Source organism: Geodermatophilus sp. URMC 65, assembly GCF_053502545.1.
In genome coordinates this window covers 397,302-419,041 of the sequence record NZ_CP199954.1, presented here as the reverse complement: position 1 = coordinate 419,041, position 21,740 = coordinate 397,302, and the positions used below count along the sequence as shown (strand labels likewise).

Annotated in this window: 21 protein-coding genes; 11 read left to right on the top strand and 10 right to left on the bottom strand. The window is 73.1% G+C overall.

Annotated features, from left to right (window positions below; genetic code table 11):
- Positions 1–69 precede the first annotated feature (69 nt).
- Positions 70–1,080 carry an iron-containing redox enzyme family protein gene (locus ACWIX7_RS01945; RefSeq protein WP_448619947.1) on the bottom strand — a complete coding sequence of 337 codons (1,011 nt, stop codon included), beginning with the start codon at positions 1,078–1,080 and terminating at the stop codon, positions 70–72.
- A 77-nt stretch (positions 1,081–1,157) separates the two neighbouring features.
- Here ACWIX7_RS01945 and ACWIX7_RS01940 point away from each other — a divergent pair, with 77 nt between their 5' ends.
- From ACWIX7_RS01940 to ACWIX7_RS01930, 3 genes are all read left to right on the top strand, one after another.
- Positions 1,158–2,006 (top strand): SDR family oxidoreductase, encoded by an 849-nt coding sequence (locus ACWIX7_RS01940; protein ID WP_448619946.1) that lies wholly within the window; start codon positions 1,158–1,160, stop codon positions 2,004–2,006.
- A gap of 144 nt (positions 2,007–2,150) precedes the next feature.
- On the top strand, positions 2,151–3,875 hold the full coding sequence (locus ACWIX7_RS01935) for a bifunctional metallophosphatase/5'-nucleotidase (RefSeq protein ID WP_448619945.1): 1,725 nt from the start codon (positions 2,151–2,153) through the stop codon (positions 3,873–3,875).
- Positions 3,876–3,944: 69 nt separating this feature from the next.
- Positions 3,945–4,610 carry a hypothetical protein gene (locus ACWIX7_RS01930; RefSeq protein WP_448619944.1) on the top strand — a complete coding sequence of 222 codons (666 nt, stop codon included), beginning with the start codon at positions 3,945–3,947 and terminating at the stop codon, positions 4,608–4,610.
- Positions 4,611–4,723: 113 nt separating this feature from the next.
- On the opposite strand, the gene ACWIX7_RS01925 is transcribed toward ACWIX7_RS01930, so the two are convergent.
- On the bottom strand, positions 4,724–5,167 hold the full coding sequence (locus ACWIX7_RS01925) for an Hsp20/alpha crystallin family protein (RefSeq protein WP_448619943.1): 444 nt from the start codon (positions 5,165–5,167) through the stop codon (positions 4,724–4,726).
- Between the two features lie 133 nt (positions 5,168–5,300).
- On the opposite strand from ACWIX7_RS01925, the gene ACWIX7_RS01920 reads away from it, so the two are divergent.
- Together ACWIX7_RS01920 and ACWIX7_RS01915 are read left to right on the top strand one after the other, a co-directional pair.
- Positions 5,301–6,371 (top strand): methylthioribose-1-phosphate isomerase, encoded by a 1,071-nt coding sequence (locus ACWIX7_RS01920; protein WP_448619942.1) that lies wholly within the window; start codon positions 5,301–5,303, stop codon positions 6,369–6,371.
- Positions 6,368–7,453: a class II aldolase/adducin family protein gene (locus ACWIX7_RS01915; RefSeq protein ID WP_448619941.1), complete on the top strand. Its 1,086-nt coding sequence runs from the start codon at positions 6,368–6,370 to the stop codon at positions 7,451–7,453. The genes ACWIX7_RS01920 and ACWIX7_RS01915 overlap by 4 nt, the downstream gene beginning before the upstream one ends.
- Here ACWIX7_RS01915 and ACWIX7_RS01910 read toward each other — a convergent pair.
- Positions 7,443–7,796 carry a DUF488 domain-containing protein gene (locus ACWIX7_RS01910; RefSeq protein WP_448619940.1) on the bottom strand — a complete coding sequence of 118 codons (354 nt, stop codon included), beginning with the start codon at positions 7,794–7,796 and terminating at the stop codon, positions 7,443–7,445. The genes ACWIX7_RS01915 and ACWIX7_RS01910 overlap by 11 nt on opposite strands.
- Before the next feature lie 19 nt (positions 7,797–7,815).
- On the bottom strand, positions 7,816–8,082 hold the full coding sequence (locus ACWIX7_RS01905; protein WP_448619939.1) for a hypothetical protein: 267 nt from the start codon (positions 8,080–8,082) through the stop codon (positions 7,816–7,818).
- Positions 8,083–8,167: 85 nt separating this feature from the next.
- Between ACWIX7_RS01905 and ACWIX7_RS01900 the strand changes: the two genes are divergently transcribed.
- The 4 genes from ACWIX7_RS01900 (at position 8,168) to ACWIX7_RS01885 (ending at position 12,497) form a co-directional block, all read left to right on the top strand.
- Positions 8,168–9,292, top strand: coding sequence for a 5-methyltetrahydropteroyltriglutamate--homocysteine S-methyltransferase (locus tag ACWIX7_RS01900; protein ID WP_448619938.1), 1,125 nt, complete (start codon positions 8,168–8,170; stop codon positions 9,290–9,292).
- Between the two features lie 220 nt (positions 9,293–9,512).
- Entirely contained in the window at positions 9,513–11,750 is a 2,238-nt protein-coding gene (locus tag ACWIX7_RS01895; protein ID WP_448619937.1) for a carbon starvation CstA family protein, read from the top strand.
- Positions 11,747–11,959, top strand: a complete 213-nt coding sequence (locus ACWIX7_RS01890; RefSeq protein ID WP_448619936.1) for a CstA-like transporter-associated (seleno)protein — start codon at positions 11,747–11,749, stop codon at positions 11,957–11,959. Before ACWIX7_RS01895 ends, ACWIX7_RS01890 begins: the two co-directional genes overlap by 4 nt.
- Before the next feature lie 196 nt (positions 11,960–12,155).
- Complete coding sequence (locus ACWIX7_RS01885) at positions 12,156–12,497, top strand: hypothetical protein (RefSeq protein ID WP_448619935.1); 342 nt, start codon at positions 12,156–12,158, stop codon at positions 12,495–12,497.
- A gap of 192 nt (positions 12,498–12,689) precedes the next feature.
- Here the strand turns inward: ACWIX7_RS01885 and ACWIX7_RS01880 are convergent, their stop codons facing one another.
- The 3 genes from ACWIX7_RS01880 to glnA all read right to left on the bottom strand — a co-directional run bounded on the left by ACWIX7_RS01880 (position 12,690) and on the right by glnA (position 17,391).
- Positions 12,690–14,213, bottom strand: coding sequence for a phospholipid carrier-dependent glycosyltransferase (locus ACWIX7_RS01880; protein WP_448619934.1), 1,524 nt, complete (start codon positions 14,211–14,213; stop codon positions 12,690–12,692).
- Positions 14,210–15,748: an NAD(P)/FAD-dependent oxidoreductase gene (locus ACWIX7_RS01875; protein WP_448619933.1), complete on the bottom strand. Its 1,539-nt coding sequence runs from the start codon at positions 15,746–15,748 to the stop codon at positions 14,210–14,212. The genes ACWIX7_RS01880 and ACWIX7_RS01875 overlap by 4 nt, the downstream gene beginning before the upstream one ends.
- A 209-nt stretch (positions 15,749–15,957) precedes the next feature.
- Positions 15,958–17,391, bottom strand: a complete 1,434-nt coding sequence (glnA, locus tag ACWIX7_RS01870) for a type I glutamate--ammonia ligase (protein WP_448619932.1) — start codon at positions 17,389–17,391, stop codon at positions 15,958–15,960.
- Positions 17,392–17,557: 166 nt separating this feature from the next.
- Here glnA and ACWIX7_RS01865 point away from each other — a divergent pair, with 166 nt between their 5' ends.
- Together ACWIX7_RS01865 and ACWIX7_RS01860 are read left to right on the top strand one after the other, a co-directional pair.
- Positions 17,558–17,980 (top strand): RDD family protein, encoded by a 423-nt coding sequence (locus ACWIX7_RS01865; RefSeq protein ID WP_448619931.1) that lies wholly within the window; start codon positions 17,558–17,560, stop codon positions 17,978–17,980.
- Entirely contained in the window at positions 17,977–18,498 is a 522-nt protein-coding gene (locus ACWIX7_RS01860) for a GNAT family N-acetyltransferase (RefSeq protein WP_448619930.1), read from the top strand. Before ACWIX7_RS01865 ends, ACWIX7_RS01860 begins: the two co-directional genes overlap by 4 nt.
- A 106-nt stretch (positions 18,499–18,604) precedes the next feature.
- On the opposite strand, the gene ACWIX7_RS01855 is transcribed toward ACWIX7_RS01860, so the two are convergent.
- The 3 genes from ACWIX7_RS01855 to ACWIX7_RS01845 form a co-directional block, all read right to left on the bottom strand.
- The gene (locus tag ACWIX7_RS01855; RefSeq protein WP_448619929.1) at positions 18,605–19,414 is read right to left on the bottom strand and encodes a DUF4191 domain-containing protein; all 810 of its coding nucleotides are present in this window, start codon (positions 19,412–19,414) and stop codon (positions 18,605–18,607) included.
- A 54-nt stretch (positions 19,415–19,468) separates the two neighbouring features.
- A complete protein-coding gene (gene lipA, locus ACWIX7_RS01850; RefSeq protein WP_448619928.1) occupies positions 19,469–20,443 on the bottom strand; it encodes a lipoyl synthase in 975 nt (324 codons plus the stop codon).
- 78 nt (positions 20,444–20,521) lie between these two features.
- Positions 20,522–21,667, bottom strand: a complete 1,146-nt coding sequence (locus tag ACWIX7_RS01845; RefSeq protein WP_448619927.1) for a hypothetical protein — start codon at positions 21,665–21,667, stop codon at positions 20,522–20,524.
- Positions 21,668–21,740: the final 73 nt, after the last annotated feature.

Here is a 21,740-nt window from a genome sequence, read left to right as displayed (position 1 = left end):
CGGCGTCCTCTCCTGGGCTCCGGCTCTGTCATCGGCAGCCGGACCGGAGAGTGCAGCCGGAGTGACCGTTCACGCAGCCAGTGGGCGCTCCCGGCGCAGGGCCGAGCGGCCGGCCTCCCAGGCACCGAGCAGGTGGCGGGCCGCCAGGCCGTCCATCGCCAGCGAGCACGCCGCCCCGAACAGGACATCGGCGGCGAGCGCGGGCTCCTCGGCCACCAGGGAGCCGCACATGTCGACCGAGGCGATCTGCTCGTGCACGGCGTCGGCCTCGACGTGCTCGTCGTAGAAGACCGTCGTCGTCCCGTCGTAGCCCAGCCGGCGCAGCCCCGCCGAGTAGCGGCGCGAGGGCTCGGAGGAGGTCATCTCCACGCAGGCCAGGTGCCCGAGCGCCGCGCCCCGCCAGCGCCGGTGCAGGCCGAACAGCGACATGGTGTTGACCGAGGCGAACGCGGCGGCCGGGGCGTCGTCCCACAGCGCGCCGTAGCCGGCGTCGAGACCGAGGTCGCGCATCATGCCGGCGAACAGCTGGCTGTGCATGCGCTCGGCCGACCCGCCGCCGTACTCGTCGGCCTGGATCTCCACCATCGCCGCCTTGGCCCGCCCCGACAGCCGGGGGACGGCGAAGGTGTGCGGGTCGGCCTCCTTGAGGTGGTACACCGAGCGCAGCGTGAGGTACTCGCGCCACTGCTCCAGCGAGCCGCTGCGTGACATGTACGACGACAGCGAGGGGCCGTCGTCGGCCGCGATGAGGGCGGTGAGCTGCCGGTCGACCGGCTCGTCGGTGACCTCGAGCTCGCCGACCAGCGCGCGCAGCGCCGCGGTGTGCGCCTGTTCCAGGTGGGCACGCAGCCGCAGCAGCTCCGGGTCCCACTCCCAGGTCTCGGCGACGCCGTCGAAGCCGCGGTAGTGAAGCTCGTAGCAGATCGCGAGGGCCAGCTGGAGGTCCTCGTCGGTGAGCGGGTCGGTCGCGGTGGCCGCGGTCCGCTCGGCGAGCTCGATGGTCGCGGCAGCGAGCGTGCCGCGGGTCAGGTCGGTGCAGAGGGCGGAGGTCAGGGGGCCCCGTGGCTCGGGCAGGCGCATGCGAGCGATCATGCCCACGGTCGGGGCATCCGAAGCACGGCAGGGGTGTGGTGTCCGTCCACGGGTAGAGGGGCTCCATGGAGTCCACCGCCAGGGGCCGCGTCGTCCTCGTCACCGGCGGCAGCGCCGGCATCGGCCGCAGCACCGTCACCAGGCTGGCCCGCGACGGAGCGCACGTGGTGACCTGCGCCCGCGGCGGCGAGCGGCTGGAGCAGGCCGTCGGCGCGCTGCCCGGGGTGAGCACGGTCGTCGCCGATGTCGCCGCCGCCGCGGACCGCGACCGGCTGCTCGACCGCGTCCTCGACGAGCACGGGCGGATCGACGCCGTCGTCCTCAACGCCGGGTTGGGCTGGGCGGGGCTGGTCGAGGACATGCCCGGGGACGCCGTGGAGCGGCTGATCGGGCTGAACCTGACCGGCGTCGTGGAGCTCACCCGGATCGCGCTGCCGCACCTGCTGAGCGCCGCGGCGCAGCGCGGCCGTGCCGACGTCGTCACGGTCGCCTCGGTGGCGGCGTGGTCGCAGGTGCCGCCGCTGACCGTCTACTCGGCGACCAAGGCCGGGGTGCAGGGCTTCGTGAAGGGGCTGCGGCGGGAGGTGACCGCCCGGGGCGTGCGGGTGCACACGGTCAACCCCGGGCCGGTGCAGACCGAGTGGCTGGCCCGCGGGCACGGCTCCCCGCCGGTGTCGGACGACGACGCCCGGGGCCGGCTCTCCCGCGGGATCAGCCCCGACCGGGTCGCCGGCCAGATCGCCGGCTGCCTGACCTCGCCGTGGTCGCGCACGGTCGCCGTCCCGCGGTGGATGGGGCTGGCCCGGCTGGGCGAGGTGCCGCCGGTCGATCGGGTGCTGGACCTGGTGCTCTCCCGCCAGGCCGACCGGATCCGCCGGGTGACCGCGCGGACGGTGGAACGGCGCACCGGCTGACCCGGCCGCGACCTTGACGCGGGGCTCCGGCCCGGCGACGGTGAGTTGCTCGCCCGGCCTCGAGGCCGTCACGTGCTGTTCATCTCCGACTACATACCGTCGGGTCGTGCCGGAACGGTCCGGCCCGTCCGCCTGGGGGAACCGATGCGACCCATCGTCCGCCGCGCCACCGTCGCGGCCACCGTGTCCACCACGATCGCCGGCCTCGTGGCCGCCGCGACCTCCGCCGCCGCTGAGCCGGGCCGGTCCGGCGACGCCCCGCACGGAGGCGAGCCGGTCGACGTGCAGCTGCTCGCCCTCAACGACCTCCACGGCGCCCTCGAGCCGCCGAGCGGGTCCGGCGGCCAGATCCGCACCGGTACCGACCCGGACGGCACGCCGGTCACCGTGCCGGCCGGTGGCTCCGCGTACCTGGCCACCCAGCTGGCCCAGCTCGCCGAGCAGCAGGAGGAGGACAACACGATCACCGTCGCCGCCGGCGACCTGATCGGTGCCTCGCCGCTGCTGTCGGCCGCGTTCCACGACGAGCCCACCATCGAGGCGCTCGGCCTGGCCGGGCTGGACTACGCCAGCGTCGGCAACCACGAGTTCGACGAGGGCGCCGACGAGCTGCTGCGCATCCAGGACGGCGGCTGCCACCCGGTCGACGGCTGCACCGACGGCACCCCCTACGAGGGTGCGGACTTCCAGTACCTGTCTGCCAACGCCTTCTGGACCCAGACCGGGGAGCCGCTGCTCGACCCGTACGCCGTCCACGAGGTGGACGGGGTCCGGATCGGGTTCATCGGCATGACCCTCGAGGGCACGGCCGACATCGTCACCCAGCAGGGCATCGCGGGGCTCGACTTCGCCGACGAGGTCGAGACGGCCGACCGGTACGCCTCCGAGCTGCAGGCCCAGGGCGTCGAGGCCATCGTCGTCCTGCTGCACGAGGGTGGGGCCCAGACCGGTGAGAACGCCTGGGACGTCGACGGCTGCAACGGGCTGACCGGGCCGATCGTCGACATCGCCACCGGGATGTCCGACGCCATCGACGTCGTCGTCAGCGGGCACACCCACCAGGCCTACAACTGCCGCATCGACCACAAGCTCGTCACCAGCGCGAGCTCCAACGGCCGCCTGGTCACCGACATCGACCTGCGGGTCGACCGGCAGACCGGGGACGTCATCGGGGCGACCGCCGACAACACCGTCGTCACCCGGGACCTGGCCGCGGACCCGGCGCAGACCGAGCTGATCGCCCGCTACCGCACCGCGCTCGGCCCGATCGCCAACGAGGTCGTCGGCCAGGCTGCGGCCGACATCACCCGCACCGCCGACGACACCGGGGAGACGCCGCTGGGCGACCTCATCGCCGACGCCCAGCTGGCCGACACCCGGGACGAGCAGGCCGTCGCGGCCTTCATGAACCCGGGCGGGGTCCGGGCCGATCTCGGCGCGGGGGACGTCACCTACGAGGAGGCCTTCACCGTCCAGCCGTTCGCCAACACGCTGGTGACGCTGGACCTGACCGGGGCCCAGCTCGACTGCCTGCTCGAGCAGCAGTACGTCGTCGACCGGGTGCTGCAGCCCTCGGCGACGGTCCGCTACACCGTGAGCCCCGACGCCCCTGCAGGCACGGCCGCCGACCCCTGCTCGGGCCAGCGGGTCGGCGACCTCGCCGTCGAGGGCACCCCCGTGGAGCCGACCGCGGTCTACCGCGTCACGGTGAACGGCTTCCTCGCCGACGGTGGCGACGGCTTCACGGTGCTCCGGGAGGGCACGAACCGGGTGACCACCTCGATCGACCTCGACGCCTTCGTCGCCTACCTGGGCGCGAACTCGCCCGTCGCACCGCCGGCCACCGACCGGATCACGCTCGCCGGCTGACGCCGGCAGCACCTGCACGCCACGGCGGCGGCTCCCCCGCGGGAGCCGCCGCCGTGGTGTCCGCGGCCCGTGATCCGGGACCGGCGTGTTCAGGACGCGGGCGGGCTGGGCAGGGCAGGGGAGCCCACCGACCCCGACCGGGAGGACGCCGAGACCGTGCGCCACCTCCGCGCCACCGCTGCCGCTGTCCCTCTGCTCGCCCTCACCGCCTGCGCGTCCCCGGCGACCGGCCCGACCCCCCAGGCGGTCGGCGTCTCGCTCGCCGGGCAGGCCGTCGCCGCGCCCCCACCGGAGGACGACGCGGACTCCTGCACCAGCGTCGCCGGCTACCGGGTCGCCTTCCCGGCCGACTGGGCGACCAACGCCGACGGCGTGCTGCCGGCCTGCAGCTGGTTCGGACCCGGTGAGGACGTCGTCGTCCCCGAGGCCTCCGACGCGCGGACCGCACCCGTGACCCTGCAGGTCGTCGACGCGCCCCTCGCGCAGGTCGCCGTGCCGATGCCGGACGAGGTGGCGCGCACCGAGCCCGAGGTGGGCGGCCGGCCGGCGGTGCGCACCGAGCAGGTGACGACCGTGGGCCTGTACCCCGAGGGCACCCGCATCACGACGTGGGCGCTGGACCTCGACGGCCGCACTCTGGTCGCCGACACCGTCGAGCTGCCCGGCGGGGACCACGAGCGCGCGGTCGCCGTCCTCTACGGGATGGTGCAGACCCTGGAGCCGACCGCCGGCTGACCTCTCCTCGCCAGCGGTGCGAGGCGATTCCCACCGTGCGACGTCCCGCGGTCGCGCGCTGGTGGACGCGTCCGGTCCGGGAAGTGTCCACCAGCGCGCACCCGCGTCGGGGGTCAGCTGCTGATGGCGATCCGCCGCGGCTTGGCCTGCGCGGACTTCGGGACGTGCACCGTCAGCACGCCGTCGTGCAGCTGCGCGCTGACGTTGTCGGCGTCGACGTCGCCCGGCAGGGTCACCGAGTAGTGGAAGCGCCCGACCCGGCGGGTGCGCCGGTGCAGGATGCCCTTGCGCTCCTTCTCCTCGATGTCGCCGGAGACCGTCAGCCGGCGGTCGTCGAGCTGGATGTCGACGTCCTCGCGCGCCACGCCGGGGAGGTCGATCTCGACGGTGTAGGCGTCGTCGGTCTCCTCCACGTCGGCCAGCGGGGACCACTGCTCCAGGGCGCCGCTCAGCCCGGACTGCCACAGCGTGTTCACCCGCTCGTAGAGCTCGTCCAGCTCGCGGAGGGGATCCCACCGCACGGCGGAGCGGGACGGGGAACGGACGGGGAGCGTCATGGTGCGTCCTCCTCTCGAGGTCTCGTCGTCGTGTCCGACACCCTGGTGAACTTACAGTGGCCGCTGGAGATTCCCGGGCGGAGCGCGTCACCGACATCTAGCCGACGCGCGCTCCGGCCGCGATCATCGTCGGGTGGCTGCCCCCGCCGGCGTGTCCGCCGACCACTCGACGACGACCACGACGGACGTCCCCTGCCCGACCCTGGTCGGGCAGAGCGTGGTGGTGGAGCCGGACGCCGTCCGGATCCTGGACCGCCGCGTCTTCCCCTTCGCACGGACCTGGGTGACCTGCCGCAGCCACGAGGACGTGGCCCGGGTGATCGAGGACATGGTCACCCAGAGCCTGGGTCCGCTGTTCGCGGCGGCCGGCGGGATGACGCTCGCTGCCCGGGAGGCCGACCGGCTCCCCACGGCACGGGCCCGTCGCGACCTCGTGACGGCGGCCGGCCACCGGCTGGTGTCCACCCGACCGACGAACAACGGCATCCGGGGCGTCGTCGCCGAGCTGCTGGCGGTCGGTACGGCTGCGGTGGACGCCGGGGAGCTGCCGGGGCCCGCCGTCGAGCGGGCCGCCCGGGCGGTCTCGGAGCGGCACCGGGCCGGCCACCGGCGCCTCGGGGAGCACGCCGCCGCGCTGATCCCGGACGGCGCCACGGTCCTCACCCACTGCTGGGCGGAGTCCTACCTCACCGAGACCGTCGCGGCGGTGCTGCGCTCGGGCAAGCGCATCGACGCCGTGTGCACCGAGACGCGGCCCTACCTGCAGGGCGCCCGCCTGACGGCGGAGAGCCTGGCGGAGATGGGCGTCCCCACGCGGCTGGTCACCGACGGCATGCCCGCGCACCTCATGAGCCGGGGCGACGTCACCACCTTCGTGACCGGCGCCGACCGCGTCACCATGGACGGCTCCGTCGTGAACAAGATCGGCACCCTGCAGATCGCGGTCGCCGCGCACACCTTCGGGGTGCCGTACCTGGCGCTCGTCCAGGCCCCGGACCGGCAGGCGCCGGACGCGTCCGCCGTCGAGCTCGAGGACCGGGACGGGCGCGAGGTGCTGCAGTGCCTCGGCTCCCGCACGGCGTCCGAGCTCGTCACCGGCGTCTACCCCGCCTTCGACGTCACCCCGCCGCGGTTCGTCAGCGTCGTGGTCACCGACCGCGGGCGGTTCGCCCCGTCCGACCTGGCCTCCTACTTCGCCGCATGAGGGCAGCCGCGACACGTGCGGAGGTGGTCGACCAGCTCGTCGAGGTGGGCCGCCTGGCGGTGGAGCGCGGGCTGGTGCTGGCCAGCGGCGGCAACCTCTCCGCCCGGCTGCCGGGGGGAACCGAGTTCGTGGTGACCGCGGCCGGCACGTGGCTGGACCGGCTGACCCCCGCGGACTTCAGCGTGGTGACCCTGGACGGCGAGGTCACCGCCGGGGCCGAGCGGCCGTCGAGCGAGTGGAAGCTCCACCAGCGCACCTACCGCGCCCGCCCGGACGTGCACGCCGTCGTCCACCTGCACCCCCAGCACGCCGTCCTGGTCGACGCCCTCGGCCACCGGATCCGGCTGATCACCCTCGACCACGCCGTCTACGTGCGGTCGGTCGGCACCGTCCCGTACTCCCCGAACGGCTCCGACGAGCTCGCCGACGGTGCCGCCGCGCAGGCGCGGCAGCACGACTGCATCGTGCTGTCCCACCACGGTTGCTCGGCGCTGGGGCCGGACGTCGGCATGGCCTTCCGGCGGGCGCTGAACCTGGAGGAGGCGGCCACGGCCACCTACCGCGCCCTGCTGCTCGGCGACACGAGCTGCACCTTCCCGCCGGAGGCCCTCGGCGGCCTCCGCCACGACCCGCCGCAACCCCGTAACCGACCGCGAGGAGCCCCCGTGGACTGGAAGCTGGAGGTCGTCGTCGTCCCCGTGACCGACGTCGACCGCGCCAAGGCGTTCTACGCGGACCGGCTCGGTTTCCCGGTGGACACCGACCACCGGGCGGGCGACTCCTTCCGGGTCGTCCAGGTGACCCCGCCGGGGTCGGCCTGCTCGATCGTCTTCGGCCAGGGCCTGCCGCAGGGCGCACCGGGATCGATGAAGGGCAGCCAGTTCGTCGTCGCGGACATCCACGCGGCGGCCGAGCACCTCGAGCGGGCAGGTGTCGACAGCAGCGGCGTCGTGCACTTCGAGGACGGCCGGATGGCGCCGGGCCCGGACCCGCAGGACACGGACTTCGCGTCCTTCGTCTTCTTCGACGACCCCGACGGCAACACCTGGTCGGTCCAGCAGGGCCGGCGGGCTACCGGCTGAGCGCCTGCTCGAGGTGGTCGCGCAGGACGACGGCGTTGTTGTGCTCGCGGTCCCGGGCGGCGTAGAGCAGGACGATGTCGCCCTCGGCGGCGGCGGCCCGCAGCGGCGCCCAGGTCTCGGGGGAGGCGTCGAGCTCGGCGACGTACCGGCGGCGGAACTCCTCCCACCGGGCCGGGTCGTGGCCGAACCACCGGCGCAGCTCGTCGCTGGGAGCGGCGTCGCGGAGCCAGCCGTCCAGGGCCAGAGCGTCCCGGGCGACCCCGCGCGGCCACAACCGGTCGACGAGGAACCGGGCTCCCGGGACGCCGGGGTCGAGCTCGTGCACCCGCACGATCCGGATCACCGTGGTGCGCCCGGGCCGGTCAGCCGCGGACGGCGTCGAGGTAGTCGGGGTAACCGGCGACGACGTCCTCGATCTCGACGATGTCGGGGAAGTCGGCCGCGTCCTGGTGGCCGAGGAGATAGCGGACGGTCCGCCGGACCAGCTCCTCGTCGTCCACCTCCAGGCCGAGCTCCTCGCGGAGCCCGGGGCTGAGCCGGAACCAGGACTCGATCTCCTCACCGTCGCCGCGCAGCCGCACGACGAACTCGGACTCGCCCTGTGCCTCGATCTCGAAGGGGTCGGTCATGTGCGTCGCCTACCCCGTGGCGAGGCCGGATCACCGCGCCGGCGCGGGCGCTGCGACACGCCGCGCCAGAGGGCAAGCTCGGGACATGACCGACACCTCCGGACCGCCGTTCCGCGCCGACCACGTCGGCAGCCTCCTGCGCCCGCAGGGCCTGCTCGAGGCCCGGGCCCGCTTCGCCGCCGGGGAGATCGACGCGGCCGAGCTGCGTGGCGTCGAGGACGAGGCAATCGCCGACGTCGTCCGCATGCAGGGGGACGTCGGCCTGCGCACCGCCACCGACGGCGAGTTCCGCCGCGCCTCGTGGCACATGGACTTCATCTACGCCATCGGCGGCATCAGCAAGGTGACCGGCGAGGACATCGTCGTCCACTTCAAGAACGCCGACGGGACCATCGACTTCACGCCAGCGGGCCTGCACGTCGACGGGCCGCTGTCGATCGACGAGCCCATCTTCGCCGCGGACTTCGCGTACCTGCAGGGGCAGGTCGCGGGCACGCAGACGGCGAAGCTCACGATCCCCTCGCCCTCGATGGTGCACTACCGCGGCGGCGCCGCGGCGATCGACCCGGCCGTCTACCCCGACGAGGACGCCTTCTGGGACGCGCTGTCGGCGGCCTACGCCCAGCAGGTGCGGGGCATCGCCGCGCAGAGCTGCACCTACCTGCAGCTGGACGACACCAGCCTGGCCTATCTCAACGACCCCGCGCAGCGCGCCGAGCTGGCCGCGCAGGGGCGCGACGCCGAGCACCAGCACGAGCGCTACATCCGGCAGATCAACGCCGCGCTGGCCGGCCGCCCGGAGGGGCTGACGGTGACCACCCACATGTGCCGGGGCAACTTCCGCTCCTCGTGGGTGGCCGAGGGCGGGTACGACTTCGTCGCCGAGGCGCTGTTCGGCGGCCTGGAGGTCGACGGCTTCTTCCTCGAGTACGACGACGCCCGCTCCGGTGGCTTCGAGCCGCTGCGCTTCGTGCCGCCGGGCAAGCGCGTCGTCCTGGGCCTGATCACCACCAAGCGCCCGGACCTGGAGAGCAAGGACGACCTCAAGCGGCGCATCGACGAGGCCGCGCGGTACGTGCCGCTGGAGCAGCTGGCGCTGTCCCCGCAGTGCGGCTTCTCCTCGACCGTGGAGGGCAACGCCCTGACCCGGGACGAGCAGATCGCCAAGCTGGCGCTCGTCGTCGAGACCGCCCAGGAGGTCTGGGGATGAAGGACCCCCTGCCCCCACCGCTCGCAGGCTCGCGACGGGCCCCTGCAGGGGGCCGTTCCAGTACGTCGCCCGGCTCGCGGTGGGGGCGAGGGGGTCCTCGATCACGGGCGGGTCACGACCCGGCCTCCTGCTGGTGGGGCGGCGGAGGGCTTGACATGCTCCCTGCGTCCACAGGACGGCGTCGTCCGGACGCTGTCTGCGCACGCAGGGAGGGGCGACCGTGTCCACCACCGTCAGCAGGCCCGACACCGACGGAGGACCCCCGGGAGGCGGCGGCCGCCGCCGTCCGTCACTGAAGACCGTCCTCGTCTGGACGGCGGTGGCCGTCGTCGGCGCCGTCGCCTGGACGGTGCTCGCGCTGGCCCGCGGGGAGACCGTCTCGGCCCTCTGGATCCTGTTCGCCGCGCTCTGCTCGTACGCCATCGCGTACCGCTTCTACGCGAAGTTCATCGCGCGCCGCGTGCTGGGGGTCGACGACCGGCGGGCCACCCCGGCCGAGCGGCTGCACAACGGCATCGACTTCGACGTCACCGACCGGCGGGTGCTGTTCGGGCACCACTTCGCCGCGATCGCCGGTGCCGGCCCGCTGGTCGGGCCGGTGCTCGCCGCGCAGATGGGCTACCTGCCCGGCACCATCTGGATCATCGTCGGTGTCATCTTCGCCGGTGCGGTGCAGGACATGACCGTCCTGTTCTTCTCGATGCGCCGCAACGGCAAGAGCCTCGGCCAGATGGTCCGCGAGGAGATCGGGATCGTCGGCGGCATCGCGGCGCTCATCGCCGTCTTCGCCATCATGATCATCATCCTGGCCGTGCTCGCGCTGATCGTGGTGAACGCGCTCGCCGAGTCGCCCTGGGGCGTGTTCTCCATCGCGCTGACCATCCCGATCGCCCTGTTCATGGGCGTCTACCTGCGCACCATCCGCCCGGGCCGCGTCCTGGAGGCCACCGCCATCGGCGTCGTCCTGCTGCTGGCCGCGGTCATCGGCGGCGGCCTGATCGACGACACCGGGCTCGGCGAGGCGCTGACGCTGTCGAAGGAGTGGCTGGTCCTCGCGCTCGTCGTCTACGGGTTCGTGGCCTCGGTGCTGCCGGTGTGGCTGCTGCTCACTCCGCGCGACTACCTGTCGACCTTCATGAAGGTCGGCGTCATCGTCCTGCTCGCCATCGGCCTGCTGCTGGCCCGGCCGGTGCTGCAGGCCGACGCGGTCACCGACTTCGCCCGGGAGGGCACCGGTCCGGTCTTCGCCGGGTCGCTGTTCCCGTTCGTGTTCATCACCATCGCCTGCGGCGCGCTGTCGGGCTTCCACGCCCTGATCTCCTCAGGGACGACGCCGAAGATGGTGGCCAAGGAGAGCCAGGTCCGCCTCATCGGCTACGGCGGCATGCTGATGGAGTCCTTCGTCGCCATCAGCGCGCTCATCGCCGCCGTCGTGATCGACCAGGGGCTCTACTTCGCGATGAACAGCCCGGCCGGGGCCACCGGCGGCACCGTGGAGAGCGCGGCCGCCTACGTGAACGGCCTCGGCTTCGACACCACAGCGCAGGACCTGGCCGCGGCCTCCGCGGCGGTCCAGGAACCGAGCCTGGTCTCCCGCACGGGTGGCGCGCCCACCCTCGCCGTCGGCATCGCGAACATCCTGTCCGACGCGTTCGGCGCGGGCATGGCCGCGTTCTGGTACCACTTCGCGATCATGTTCGAGGCGCTGTTCATCCTCACCGCCGTCGACGCCGGCACCCGGGTGGGCCGGTTCATGCTGCAGGACACGATCGGCAACGTCTGGAAGCGCTTCGGGGACCTGTCGTGGCGGCCCGGCAACATCATGGCCAGCGCCGCGGTGGTCGCGCTGTGGGGCTACATCCTGTACGTCGGGGTCACCGACCCGCTGGGCGGCGTGAACCAGCTCTTCCCGCTGTTCGGCATCGCCAACCAGCTGCTGGCCGCCATCGCCCTGACCCTGGTCACGGTGCTGCTGATCAAGCACGGTAAGGCGAAGTACGCCTGGGTGACCGGCGTCCCGCTGGCGTGGGACCTCGTGGTCACCATGACGGCGAGCTTCCAGAAGGTGTTCTCGTCCGACCCGGCGGTGGGCTACTTCGCGCAGCGTCAGCGGTACGCCGACGCCGAGGCGGCAGGGGAGCTCCTGGCGCCGGCGCAGAACGCCGACCAGATGGACCGGATCATCTACAACTCGACCCTGAACGGTGTGTTGCAGGCGGTCTTCGCGGTGCTCGTCCTCGTCGTGATCGTCAACGCGGTGATCGTGATCGCCCGGGCCCTGCGGACCGGCGGGCCGGTGCCCACCACCGAGGAGCCGGCGGTGCCGTCGTCGATCGTCGAGCCCTCCGGGCTGTTCGCGACCGCGGAGGAGAAGCGCGCCATGGCCGAGCAGGAGCGCCTGGTCGGCGCGGGCGCGCGGGGCCACGGCACCTTCACGGAGGAGGGTCCGTCCCGGTGAGCGGGGGGATGGCCACCGCCGTCCGGTCGGCCACCGGCCGTGCCTGGCACGGGGTGCGCTGGTACCTGCGGGAGTGGAGCGGCGAGGCCCGCTGGGACGACTATCTGCGGCACTGCGCCGAACACGGGCACCAGCCGATGACCCGGCGCGAGTTCGAGCGGCGCCGCGCCGACGAGCGGGAGCGCAACCCGGTCAGCCGCTGCTGCTGAGTCCGGGCACGGACGCGGCCCCGGCCCCCTCCCAGGGGACCGGGGCCGCGGTCCGTGTGCGAGGACCCGGCTCGCCCGTCACGGGAGACCCGCGGCGTCACACCCGTGTGCGGGGGCCGTCCACCCGGGGACCCGGGCTGCCGAGATCGAGGGCACGTTGCCGTGGCCCCGCGGGCCCGTCCGAGAGGTGGCACCCGTGTCCGTGCCCTCGTCGTCCCCCCGTCGTGATCGCCGCACCGGGCTGCGCACCGGCATGTCCCTGCTCGCCAGTGCGGCCGCCGACCTCGGAGTCGGTACCGAACCCGAGGTCCGCGTGCTGGGGGACGGCCGGCTCTGGCTCGACGAGCTCGGGACCGCGGTGACCGCGGCCGACGTCTACCAGGCCGCCCGCGGTCTGGTCGCCGCCCAGCTCGACGCCATCGCCGACGTCTCGGGCCGGCCGGTGGAGGACCACGCGCTCGCCTGGCTGGTGACCCTGCAGAGCAACGAGGTCATGGTCGGTCTCGAGGACCTCGACCTGGAGGACGACGCAGCCTGAAAGAGGACCTCCCTGCCCCCCGCCACTCGCAGGCTCGCGACGGACCCTGCAGGGAGGCCGCCCCTTCCCCCCACGCCTCGTAGAGGGACCCCGTCCTCCCCACCCCGCGCGAGCTCGGGCGGCGCCCTGGACGGGGCCTGGAGGGACCCTGCAGGGGGTCGGTGCGAGCCTCTGGACGGGGCCCGGCGTGGCTCAGCCGGCCGCCGGTGCGGGCTCGGGCCGGGGTTCCTCGGCGGGACCCTGCTCCGCCGGCCGGCGCCGCAGCGAGACCCCGCGCAGCGCCAGCGCAGCGGCCGGCGGCAGGACGGCGAGCGTCGGCAGCACGTAGCGGAAGTCGAACGAGGCGGTCGCCGCCGGACCGGCCATGAGGGTGAGCCCGACCAGCGCCAGCAGCGCCGGGTCCAGCCGGTCCCGCCAGTCGCGCCGGCGCAGGAACAGCGCACCCAGGCCCACCAGCATGCACACGCCGAGCACCGGACCGGGGGTGTAGAAGTACCGCTGGTAGGAGCGCAGGTCGCCGACCATCTCCTCGTCGTAGCCGTACGGCCCGGGGGCGAGCACCGGTCTGCAGTCGTACTGCTCCACCGGTTCCGGGTACGGGAACGCCCACCAGGTCGGGCAGGTGTCCTGCGGGCCGGAGACCCGGCCCGGCTCGACGTAGTGCACGGTCTCGGAGAGCAGCTGGCGCAGGTAGTCCCACGGCTGCCCCGTGATGGCGATGGTGGCGAACTCCGCGAGGTCCTCCTCCGACCACACCCGCTCGCCGTCCACCACGGCGTTGGCCGGGCTGTCGGCGAACCAGACGAACTGGTCGCCGGGGCGGCGCTCTTCCGGCGGCAGCGTCGGGCACAGGGGCTGCAACCGCTCGGGCACGTCCAGCTCCGCGCACTGGACGAAGGTGGCGACCCGCCCGTAGAGGAAGTGGCCGGTGTAGTCGGTCAGCCCGAACGAGCCGTGCACGCTGCCGAACCAGGCCGCGTAGGGCAGGAGCACCGCCGCGACACCGCCGAGGAAGGCGACGACCGCCGGCCAGCGCAGCGTCCGGACCAGCAACCGCACGACCAGGTAGACGAACACGACGCCCACGAGGAAGAGCCCCACCGTGCGGGTGAGCGTCAGCAGGCCCAGGACGACACCGACCGCCGCGACCAGCAGGGGTCCCGGCCGCTCGCGGACCAGCAGGAGCACCAGCGCGACGGCCATGAGGAACACGAAGAGCGTCTCGGCCAGGATGAAGTGCTCGATGTTCAGCAGGTAGGCGTCGAAGGCCAGTGGCAGGACGGCGAGCACGCTCATCCAGCGGGCGACGCCGCGGCGCTGCAGCAGCGCGTAGCCCAGCACGATGACGGCCAGGCCGAGCACGTGCTGGACGATCGCCACCTCGCGGAACGTGGTGACCGGGTTGAGCAGGGCCAGGAAGGCCGAGTAGCCCCACGGCCGGTCGACGGCGGGCTCGACCCACTCGGCCCGGTCCACGTAGGTGCCCGAGTCGGGGAACCACAGCGCCGTCGAGTACGCCGCGGTCACGTAGCCGCGTGCGATGGCGGCGAGGACCAGCACGACGAGGAAGACGGCGTGCCGGCGGGCCGACCGGAGCGCGCGGGCCGCCAGGCCCGGGCGGGCGGCGTCGGCTGACGCGGATGCGGACGCGCCCGCCGCCGGCGCGGGGTCCTCGAGGGACTCCGGCCGGCGACGGGCGCCTGGTGCCTGCGTCACGCCGCGGTGGGGCGGGGACTCCCGTGGTCGTCCGCCGTGGCGTCCGTGCGCTGCGACGAGACCTCCTCGTGGTAGTCCTCTTCCACGTTGACGTCCCAGATGTCGTGGTGCGTGCCGTCGGCGATGTTCTGCACGGTGAGCATGGCCGTGAGCATCGAGTGGTCCTGGTTGTTGTAGCGGAACATGCCGTTGCGCCCGACCGGGTGCAGGTTCGGCGTGTTCTCCTCCATCCAGCGCCGGATGACCTCGACGTTCTCCTTGTACCCGGCGTCGTAGAACGGGTAGGCCTTCGGCATCCGGACGACGAAGCCGCGCTCGACGTCGGAGGCCTTGGCCAGCCCGAGCTGCTCCAGCTCGCGGGCACCCTGGGCGATGAGGTCCTCGTCGGACCGGTTCCAGGTGTCGTCGCCGACGTTGACGAAGAACTCCAGGCCCAGGCAGGTGCGCCCGTCCTTGACCAGGTACGGCGACCAGGAGCCGAAGTTCTGGATCCGGCCGACCTGGACGTCGGGGGAGTGGATGTAGATCCAGTTGTCGGGGAAGCCGGCCTCGACCGGGAGCACGAGCGCGACGGTGAGGAAGTCGCGGTACTTCAGGGCGTCGGCCGCCGCCAGCACCTCCGCCGGGGGCTTCGGGTCGAGGGCGTTCACCAGCGAGGAGAACGGCATCGAGCTGATGAAGTGGTCGGCCTCGTAGCGCTTCTCGGCGCCGATGTCGCTCCGGCTGGGCTCGGGCGCGCCCGCGCCGGCGCCGTAGCCGCCGGTGACCACCGTGGTCAGACCGGTGACCCCGCGGCCGGGCTCCCAGTGCACGGTGCGGACCTTCTCCTCCATGACCACCGTGCCGCCGCGCTCCTGCACCTTGCGCGCGGCGGTCTCCCACATCATCCCGGGCCCGTACTTCGGGTACTGGAACTCCTCGATGAGGGAGGTGATCTCCTTCTGGTTGCGCTTGGGGGTCAGCGCGTTGACCACCGCACCGACCAGGGACAGGTTCTTGATCCGCTGGGCAGCGAAGTCGGCCGGCAGCTGGTCGACCGGGACGCCCCAGAGCTTCTCGTTGTAGGTCTTGAAGAAGTGCTGGTAGAGGCGCTTGCCGAAGCGGGCGACGATCCAGCCCTCCAGGGTGTCCTGGTTCTTCGGCGGGCGGATCCGCGCCCACAGGTAGGACGCCACGCACCGCACGGCCTCGACCGGGCCGAGGTTGCCCAGGGCGTTGCTGGCCTTGAGCGGGTAGTCGTAGAGCTTGCCGTCGTAGAAGATCCGGCTCATCCGCGGCCGGAGCAGGAAGTCCTCGTCGGGGAGGATCTCGTGCCAGAGGGCCTCGACCTCGGGCACCTTGGTGAAGAAGCGGTGGCCGCCGATGTCGAAGCGCCAGCCCTCCCGCTCGGCGGTGCGGCTGATGCCGCCCACCATCGAGTCACCCTCCAGCACGGTGACCGGAACCTGGCGACGGACCAACTCGTAGGCGGCGGTCAGCCCCGCGGGTCCGGCGCCGATCACCGCCACACTGGTGCGGTTGCCGTCGGTGGTCATGAACTCTCGCCTTCTCGCTGTTGGACCCACGACGACGCGGTCTGGACGGCCCCGACCGTTCCGGACGTCCCCGTCCCATGGGAATGGCACATTCGCCTTGCACGGTACCGGGGTGGTGCCCACGCCGGCCGAGCCGCCTTCCGACCGCTGGACGCACCGCGGCCCCCGTCCTCGGGTCGAGGACGGGGGCCGCGGAGCGTCCGCCGAGGTCAAATGTCGTAGTACATCGCGAACTCGTGCGGGTGCGGGCGCAGGCGGATCGGGTCGATCTCGTTCTCCCGCTTGTACTCGATCCACGTCTCGATCAGGTCGGGGGTGAACACCCCGCCGTCGATGAGGTACTCGTGGTCGACCTCGAGCCGGTCGAGGACGGCGTCCAGCGAGGCCGGGACCTTCTCGATGCCCAGGGCCTCCTCGGGCGGCAGTTCGTAGAGGTCCTTGTCGACCGGGGCCGGCGGCTCGATCTTGTTCTTCACGCCGTCGAGACCGGCCATCAGCATCGCCGAGAAGGCGAGGTAGGGGTTGGCCGACGGGTCGGGCACCCGGAACTCGATGCGCTTGGCCTTGGGGCTGTCACCGGAGATCGGGATGCGGGTGCACGCCGAGCGGTTGCGGGCCGAGTACACCAGGTTGATCGGTGCCTCGTAGCCCGGCACCAGCCGGTGGTAGCTGTTCACCGTCGGGTTGGTGAAGGCCAGCAGGGACGGCGCATGGGCGAGCAGTCCACCGATGTAGTGCCGTGCCATGTCGGACAGCCCCGCATAGCCGGTCTCGGCGTGGAACAGCGGCTCGCCGTCCTTCCAGAGGCTCTGGTGGCAGTGCATGCCGGAACCGTTGTCACCGAACAGCGGCTTGGGCATGAACGTGACGCTCTTGCCCTCGGCCCAGGCGGTGTTCTTGATGATGTACTTGAACAGCATCAGGCTGTCGGCCGAGCGGAGCAGCGTGTCGAACTTGTAGTTGATCTCGGCCTGACCGCCGGTGCCGACCTCGTGGTGCCCGCGCTCGAGCTCGAGGCCCGCCGCGATGAGGTTGGTCATCATCGTCGAGCGCAGGTCGCTCTGGTGGTCGTAGGGCTCGACCGGGAAGTAGCCGCCCTTGGGCCGGGTCTTGTAGCCCAGGTTCGGGCCGCCGTTCTCGCCGGTCAGGGAACCCGAGTTCCACGAGCCCTCGACCGCGTCGATGTGGTAGTAGCCCTCGTTGATGCCGGTACCGTGCCGGATCGAGTCGAAGACGTAGAACTCCGCCTCGGCGCCGAAGTAGGCGGTGTCGGCGATCCCGCTGGAGGCGAGGTACGCCTCGGCCTTCTTCGCCACGTTCCGCGGATCGCGGCTGTAGGCCTCGCGCGTGATCGGGTCGTGGATGAAGAAGTTGACGTTCAGCGTCTTGTGCCGGCGGAACGGGTCGAGGAAGGCGCTGTTGGCGTCCGGCAGCAGCAGCATGTCGGACTCGTTGATCGCCTGGAAGCCGCGGATCGAGGAGCCGTCGAACCCCAGACCATCGGAGAACGTGTCCTCCCCGAAGGTCGACGCGGGGATCGTGAAGTGCTGCATGACGCCGGGCAGGTCGCAGAAGCGGACGTCGACGAACTCGACGTCGTTGTCGCGGATGTAGGCGGCGACCTCGTCGGGACTGGTGAACATCGATCCTCCGGGTTGTGGCGGACAGCCGGTGCCGAACGTACGAGCGGGCGGTTGCCCTCGGGTGTCTCGGGTGTTTCGAGCCGGTAACAACGCCCCACGGCGTGTCGCCGTCGGCGTGGCCGCCGGTCAGGCGGGCAGTCTGCGAGCGCGTCCTACGCTGAGGTCCATGGTCCGGGACGCGCAGCCACCCTCTCAAGAGCGTCCGCGGGGCGCCGCACTGGGACTGCCCGCCGAGGGAGCCGGCTCGCTGGCCACGTTCAGCAGCCGGATCGGCGCCTTCCTCGTCGACGCCGTGGCCGCGGCGCTGATCGCGGGCCTGTTCACCGCACCCTCGCTGCCCGGCAACTGGAGCCTGCTGCCGTTCGGGCTGATCACCGTCGTCACGCTCGTCGCCTTCGGGCAGACGCCCGGGATGCGACTGCTCGGCCTGCGGCTCGCGCACCCGCGGGCGGGGGAGCGGCTGGCGCTGTGGCGGGCCGTCGTCCGGACGGCGCTGCTCATGCTGCTGGTACCCGCGCTCGTGGTGGACGCCGACGGCCGCGGGCTGCACGACCGGCTGACCGACACCGCCGTCGTCCGCGACGCGTGATCATCCGTCGGGAGCGGCCGGCCGACTCCGCCGCCGTCCACGCGCTGCACGCCGCCGCCTTCCGGCCGCCCGGCGCGCGGCCCGACGCCGACGTCGTCGAGGCCCGGCTGACCGACGAGCTGCGTGAGGACGCCGGCTTCCTGCCGCACCTGTCCCTCGTCGCCACGGACGGCGGCGCGGTGGTCGGGCACGTGATCGCCACCCGTGGCTGGCTGGAACCTCTCGGCGTCCCGGCGCTCGGGCTGGGTCCGCTCGGTGTCCTCCCCTCAGCGCAGGGCAGGGGCGTGGGCACCGTGCTGGTGCACGCGCTGCTCGCCGTGGCCGAGGCGGCCGACGAGCAGCTGGTCGCGCTGCTCGGGGCGCCGGGCTACTACCGGCGGTTCGGCTTCGTCGCGGCCGCCACCGTGGGGGTGGCCGCGCCCGACCCGGCGTGGGGCGACCACTTCCAGGCCCGATGGCTCGGCGATCGGCGCACAGAGGGCACGTTCCGGTACGCGGAGCCCTTCCGCCGGCTCTGATGCACAACCACCCTGCCCCGCACCGCACGCCCCCCGGGGCCCCGGCGCGAGCCGGCTAGTGATGGGGAGGAGCGGGTCCTTCCACCTGGAGGGAGCCCGTCCGGGGTTACCGCCGGCGGACCTGGCGCTGGCTGACGGTCATCTGGCGACCGCCGGGCAGCGGGCCGCCGGGCACCGGCATCCGCGAGCCGCCGAGCGCGGCGACCCGCTTGCGCAGGGCGTTGAGCTGCCCGCCGTCGAGGTTGCGCGGCAGCTTCATCACGTGGGCGCTGAGCTTGCGCAGCGGCACCTGACCCTCCTCGTCGCCGACGAGGACGTCGTAGATCGGGGCGTCCCCGGCGATTCGGGCGAGGCGCTTCTTCTCCTGGGCCAGCAGCGGGCGGACCCGTGACGGCGCGCCCTCGCCGACCAGGATCACGCCGGGACGGCCCAGCACCCGGTGGACCGCGTCGAGCTGGGTGGTGCCGGCGACGCCCGAGGAGACCTGCCAGTCGCCGCGCATGCCCTCGAGGACCCACGCGGCCGCGCCGGGCTGGCCCTCGACCTGGCGGTAGGCCGAGCCCTGCGCGCGGCGACCGAAGAGGATCAACGCGGCCAGCGCGCCGAAGAGGATGGCGATGGGCAGGAAGAGGAACGGCGAGCCGAGCAGGATGGCGATCAGCTCGATGACCGCGGCCACCGCCACGAAGGCGATCAGCATCAGCCAGGGCAGCTTGGGGTCGTTCTTGCGGGTCAGCGAGTAGGCCTGCTTCATCATGCGGGCCTGGTTGCCGACCTTCTTGAGGCGGCCGACCTTGGGCTGGCCGTCCTTGCCGACCTTCGTCGCCCCCTTGCCGCGGCCTCGGGAGCCGGGCCTGGTGGCGGCCTTGCCGGTGCCGGACGGCGCGGGGGGGTCGGTGGGCCTGCTGCGTGCCATGTCCCCAGGATAGGGGCGCGCGCGGCCGGCCCCGGTGGACCGGCCGCGACGTCCTCAGATCGAGCGGGTGAGCCCGCGCGCCTCGACGGCCTGCTGGTACAGCCGGCCCGCCCGGTAGGAACTGCGCACCAGCGGCCCGGCGAGCACGCCGGGGAAGCCGATCTCCTCTGCCGTCTGCTGGAAACCGACGAACTCGTCGGGCTTGACCCAGCGGACGACGGGGTGGTGCCGTGGCGAGGGCCGCAGGTACTGGGTGATGGTCAGCAGGTCGCAGCCGGCCTCGTGCAGCGCCCGCATCGTCTCGACGACCTCGTCGGGCTCCTCGCCCATGCCCAGGATGAGGTTGGACTTGGTGACCAGCCCGGCCTCACGGGCGGCGGTGATGACGGCCAGCGAGCGCTCGAACCGGAAGCCGGGGCGGATGCGCTTGAAGATCCGCGGCACGGTCTCGACGTTGTGCGCCAGGACCTCGGGGCGGGAGGAGAAGACCTCGGCGAGCTGGCCGGGGTCGGCGTTGAAGTCGGGGATGAGCAGCTCGACACCGCATCCCGGGACGGCGGCGTGGATCTGCCGCACCGTCTCGGCGTAGAGCCAGGCGCCGCCGTCGGGCAGGTCGTCACGGGCGACGCCGGTGACCGTGGCGTAGCGCAGCTGCATCGTGGCGACGCTCTCGGCGACCCGGCGCGGCTCGTCGGCGTCGTACTCGGCGGGCTTGCCCGTGTCGATCTGGCAGAAGTCGCACCGCCGGGTGCACTGGTCCCCACCGATGAGGAAGGTGGCCTCCCGGTCCTCCCAGCACTCGTAGATGTTGGGGCAGCCGGCCTCTTCGCAGACGGTGTGCAGACCCTCACGGCGGACCAGCGACTTCAGCTCGGTGTACTCCGGGCCGGTCTTCAGCCGGGTCTTGATCCACTCCGGCTTGCGCTCGATCGGGACCTGGCTGTTGCGGACCTCGAGGCGCAGCAGCTTGCGGCCGGAGGGCGCCAGGGGGGTGTCGGTGGAGGGGGTCGGGGCCACCGTCTCGCTCATGATCGACCACGGTACTCCCGGAGACGGCAACGCCCGCCTCGACGGAGGCGGGCGTTGCTGCTCAGGGGCGGGACGAGGTCAGGTCGCCGGGTTGCGCGGGTCCTCGGAGTCGGAGCCGATCCCGCCGGAGGCGGTCTGCGGCTGGTCGTTCGGCGAGGCGGTGGCGGTGTCCAGCGCCGGGTCGTCCGGACTGGTCGTGGCGGTGCCCGGGGTGGCGGAGCCAGGGGTCTCCGTGGGCTTGGACTGCTGCGCCCACGAGCCCGCGTCGGTGTCGGGCGGTGTGGCGTCGCCCGCGGTGGTCTGGGCGGTGGAGACGGTCTTGCCGGAGTTGCTCGGGGAGCTGGGCACGGGGTCCTCTCGGTAGCTCGGAACGGGCCCGTCGCCGGTGGGGGCGGGGGTCCACAGGTCGTCGGAGCCGCTGCGGCGGCGCAGCACCACCGCCACGGCGGCGGCGATGCCGAGGACGGCGAGCAGCCACGGCCAGCGCCGTGGCCGGGACTCGATCCCGACCTTCCGCCTCACTCCCTTACCCGCCTTCGCGGCCTTCCTCTCCAGTTCCCGGCGCTTCTTCCCCGCCGCCTTCTCCAGCTGACCACGCTTCTTCGCGGCCTTGGCGGTGGCGGCGGCGAGCTCCAGGCGGCGCAGCTCGAGCTCGTCGCGGGCGCTGCCCAGTCCCGAGCTGAGCGACACGCGGGTGTTCTCCAGCACCGGGGTGACCGCCTCACGGGCGGCCAGCACCCTGGGTGCGGCGTACGCCAGCGTGGCGGCCTGGGCGGCGGTCAGCCGGGGGACGACGTCCTCCGCCAGCGTCTTCTGAGCCGCGCCGCGGGCGGCCTCGACGCGGGGGGTGAGGTCGGCGGCGGCCTTGGTGGCCGCGGCCTGGGCGGCGGTCACCGCGGCGGTCAGGTGGGGGACGGCGGCATCGCGGGCGGCCTCGACGCGGGGGCCGAGGGCGTCGCGGGCGGCCTCGACGCGGGGGCCGAGGGCGTCACGGGCGGCCTCGGCGGCGGGCGCGGCGACGGCCACCGCGGCGGCGACCCGCGGCGCGACCGCGCCCCTGGCGGCGACCAGCGCCGGACCGCTCGCCTCACGGGCGGCCTCGACGCGCGGCGCCAGCTGTTCCGTCGCTGCCCGCCGGGCCTCCGCCACCGCCGTGCCGATGTGGGCGAGGCCTTCCTGCAGTTCCTCGCCGATGATCTGGCCGTGCGTCTTCTTGCGGAACACGGGATGCACCTCCGGTTGATCGTGTCGGCGGTCATCCTGCCCGGTCGCCGGGGACGGCACACCCCGAGGGCGA

Bases quoted from the DNA above. Each gene is read 5' to 3' on its own strand.
- ACWIX7_RS01865 (WP_448619931.1), top strand. From the start codon at position 17,558: ATGGTCCGGGACGCGCAGCCACCCTCTCAAGAGCGTCCGCGGGGCGCC.
- ACWIX7_RS01900 (WP_448619938.1), top strand. From the start codon at position 8,168: ATGACCGACACCTCCGGACCGCCGTTCCGCGCCGACCACGTCGGCAGC.
- ACWIX7_RS01915 (WP_448619941.1), top strand. From the start codon at position 6,368: ATGAGGGCAGCCGCGACACGTGCGGAGGTGGTCGACCAGCTCGTCGAG.
- ACWIX7_RS01855 (WP_448619929.1), bottom strand. From the start codon at position 19,414: ATGGCACGCAGCAGGCCCACCGACCCCCCCGCGCCGTCCGGCACCGGC.
- ACWIX7_RS01925 (WP_448619943.1), bottom strand. From the start codon at position 5,167: ATGACGCTCCCCGTCCGTTCCCCGTCCCGCTCCGCCGTGCGGTGGGAT.
- ACWIX7_RS01905 (WP_448619939.1), bottom strand. From the start codon at position 8,082: ATGACCGACCCCTTCGAGATCGAGGCACAGGGCGAGTCCGAGTTCGTC.
- ACWIX7_RS01875 (WP_448619933.1), bottom strand. From the start codon at position 15,748: ATGACCACCGACGGCAACCGCACCAGTGTGGCGGTGATCGGCGCCGGA.
- glnA (WP_448619932.1), bottom strand. From the start codon at position 17,391: ATGTTCACCAGTCCCGACGAGGTCGCCGCCTACATCCGCGACAACGAC.
- ACWIX7_RS01940 (WP_448619946.1), top strand. From the start codon at position 1,158: ATGGAGTCCACCGCCAGGGGCCGCGTCGTCCTCGTCACCGGCGGCAGC.
- ACWIX7_RS01945 (WP_448619947.1), bottom strand. From the start codon at position 1,080: ATGCGCCTGCCCGAGCCACGGGGCCCCCTGACCTCCGCCCTCTGCACC.
- lipA (WP_448619928.1), bottom strand. From the start codon at position 20,443: ATGAGCGAGACGGTGGCCCCGACCCCCTCCACCGACACCCCCCTGGCG.
- ACWIX7_RS01935 (WP_448619945.1), top strand. From the start codon at position 2,151: ATGCGACCCATCGTCCGCCGCGCCACCGTCGCGGCCACCGTGTCCACC.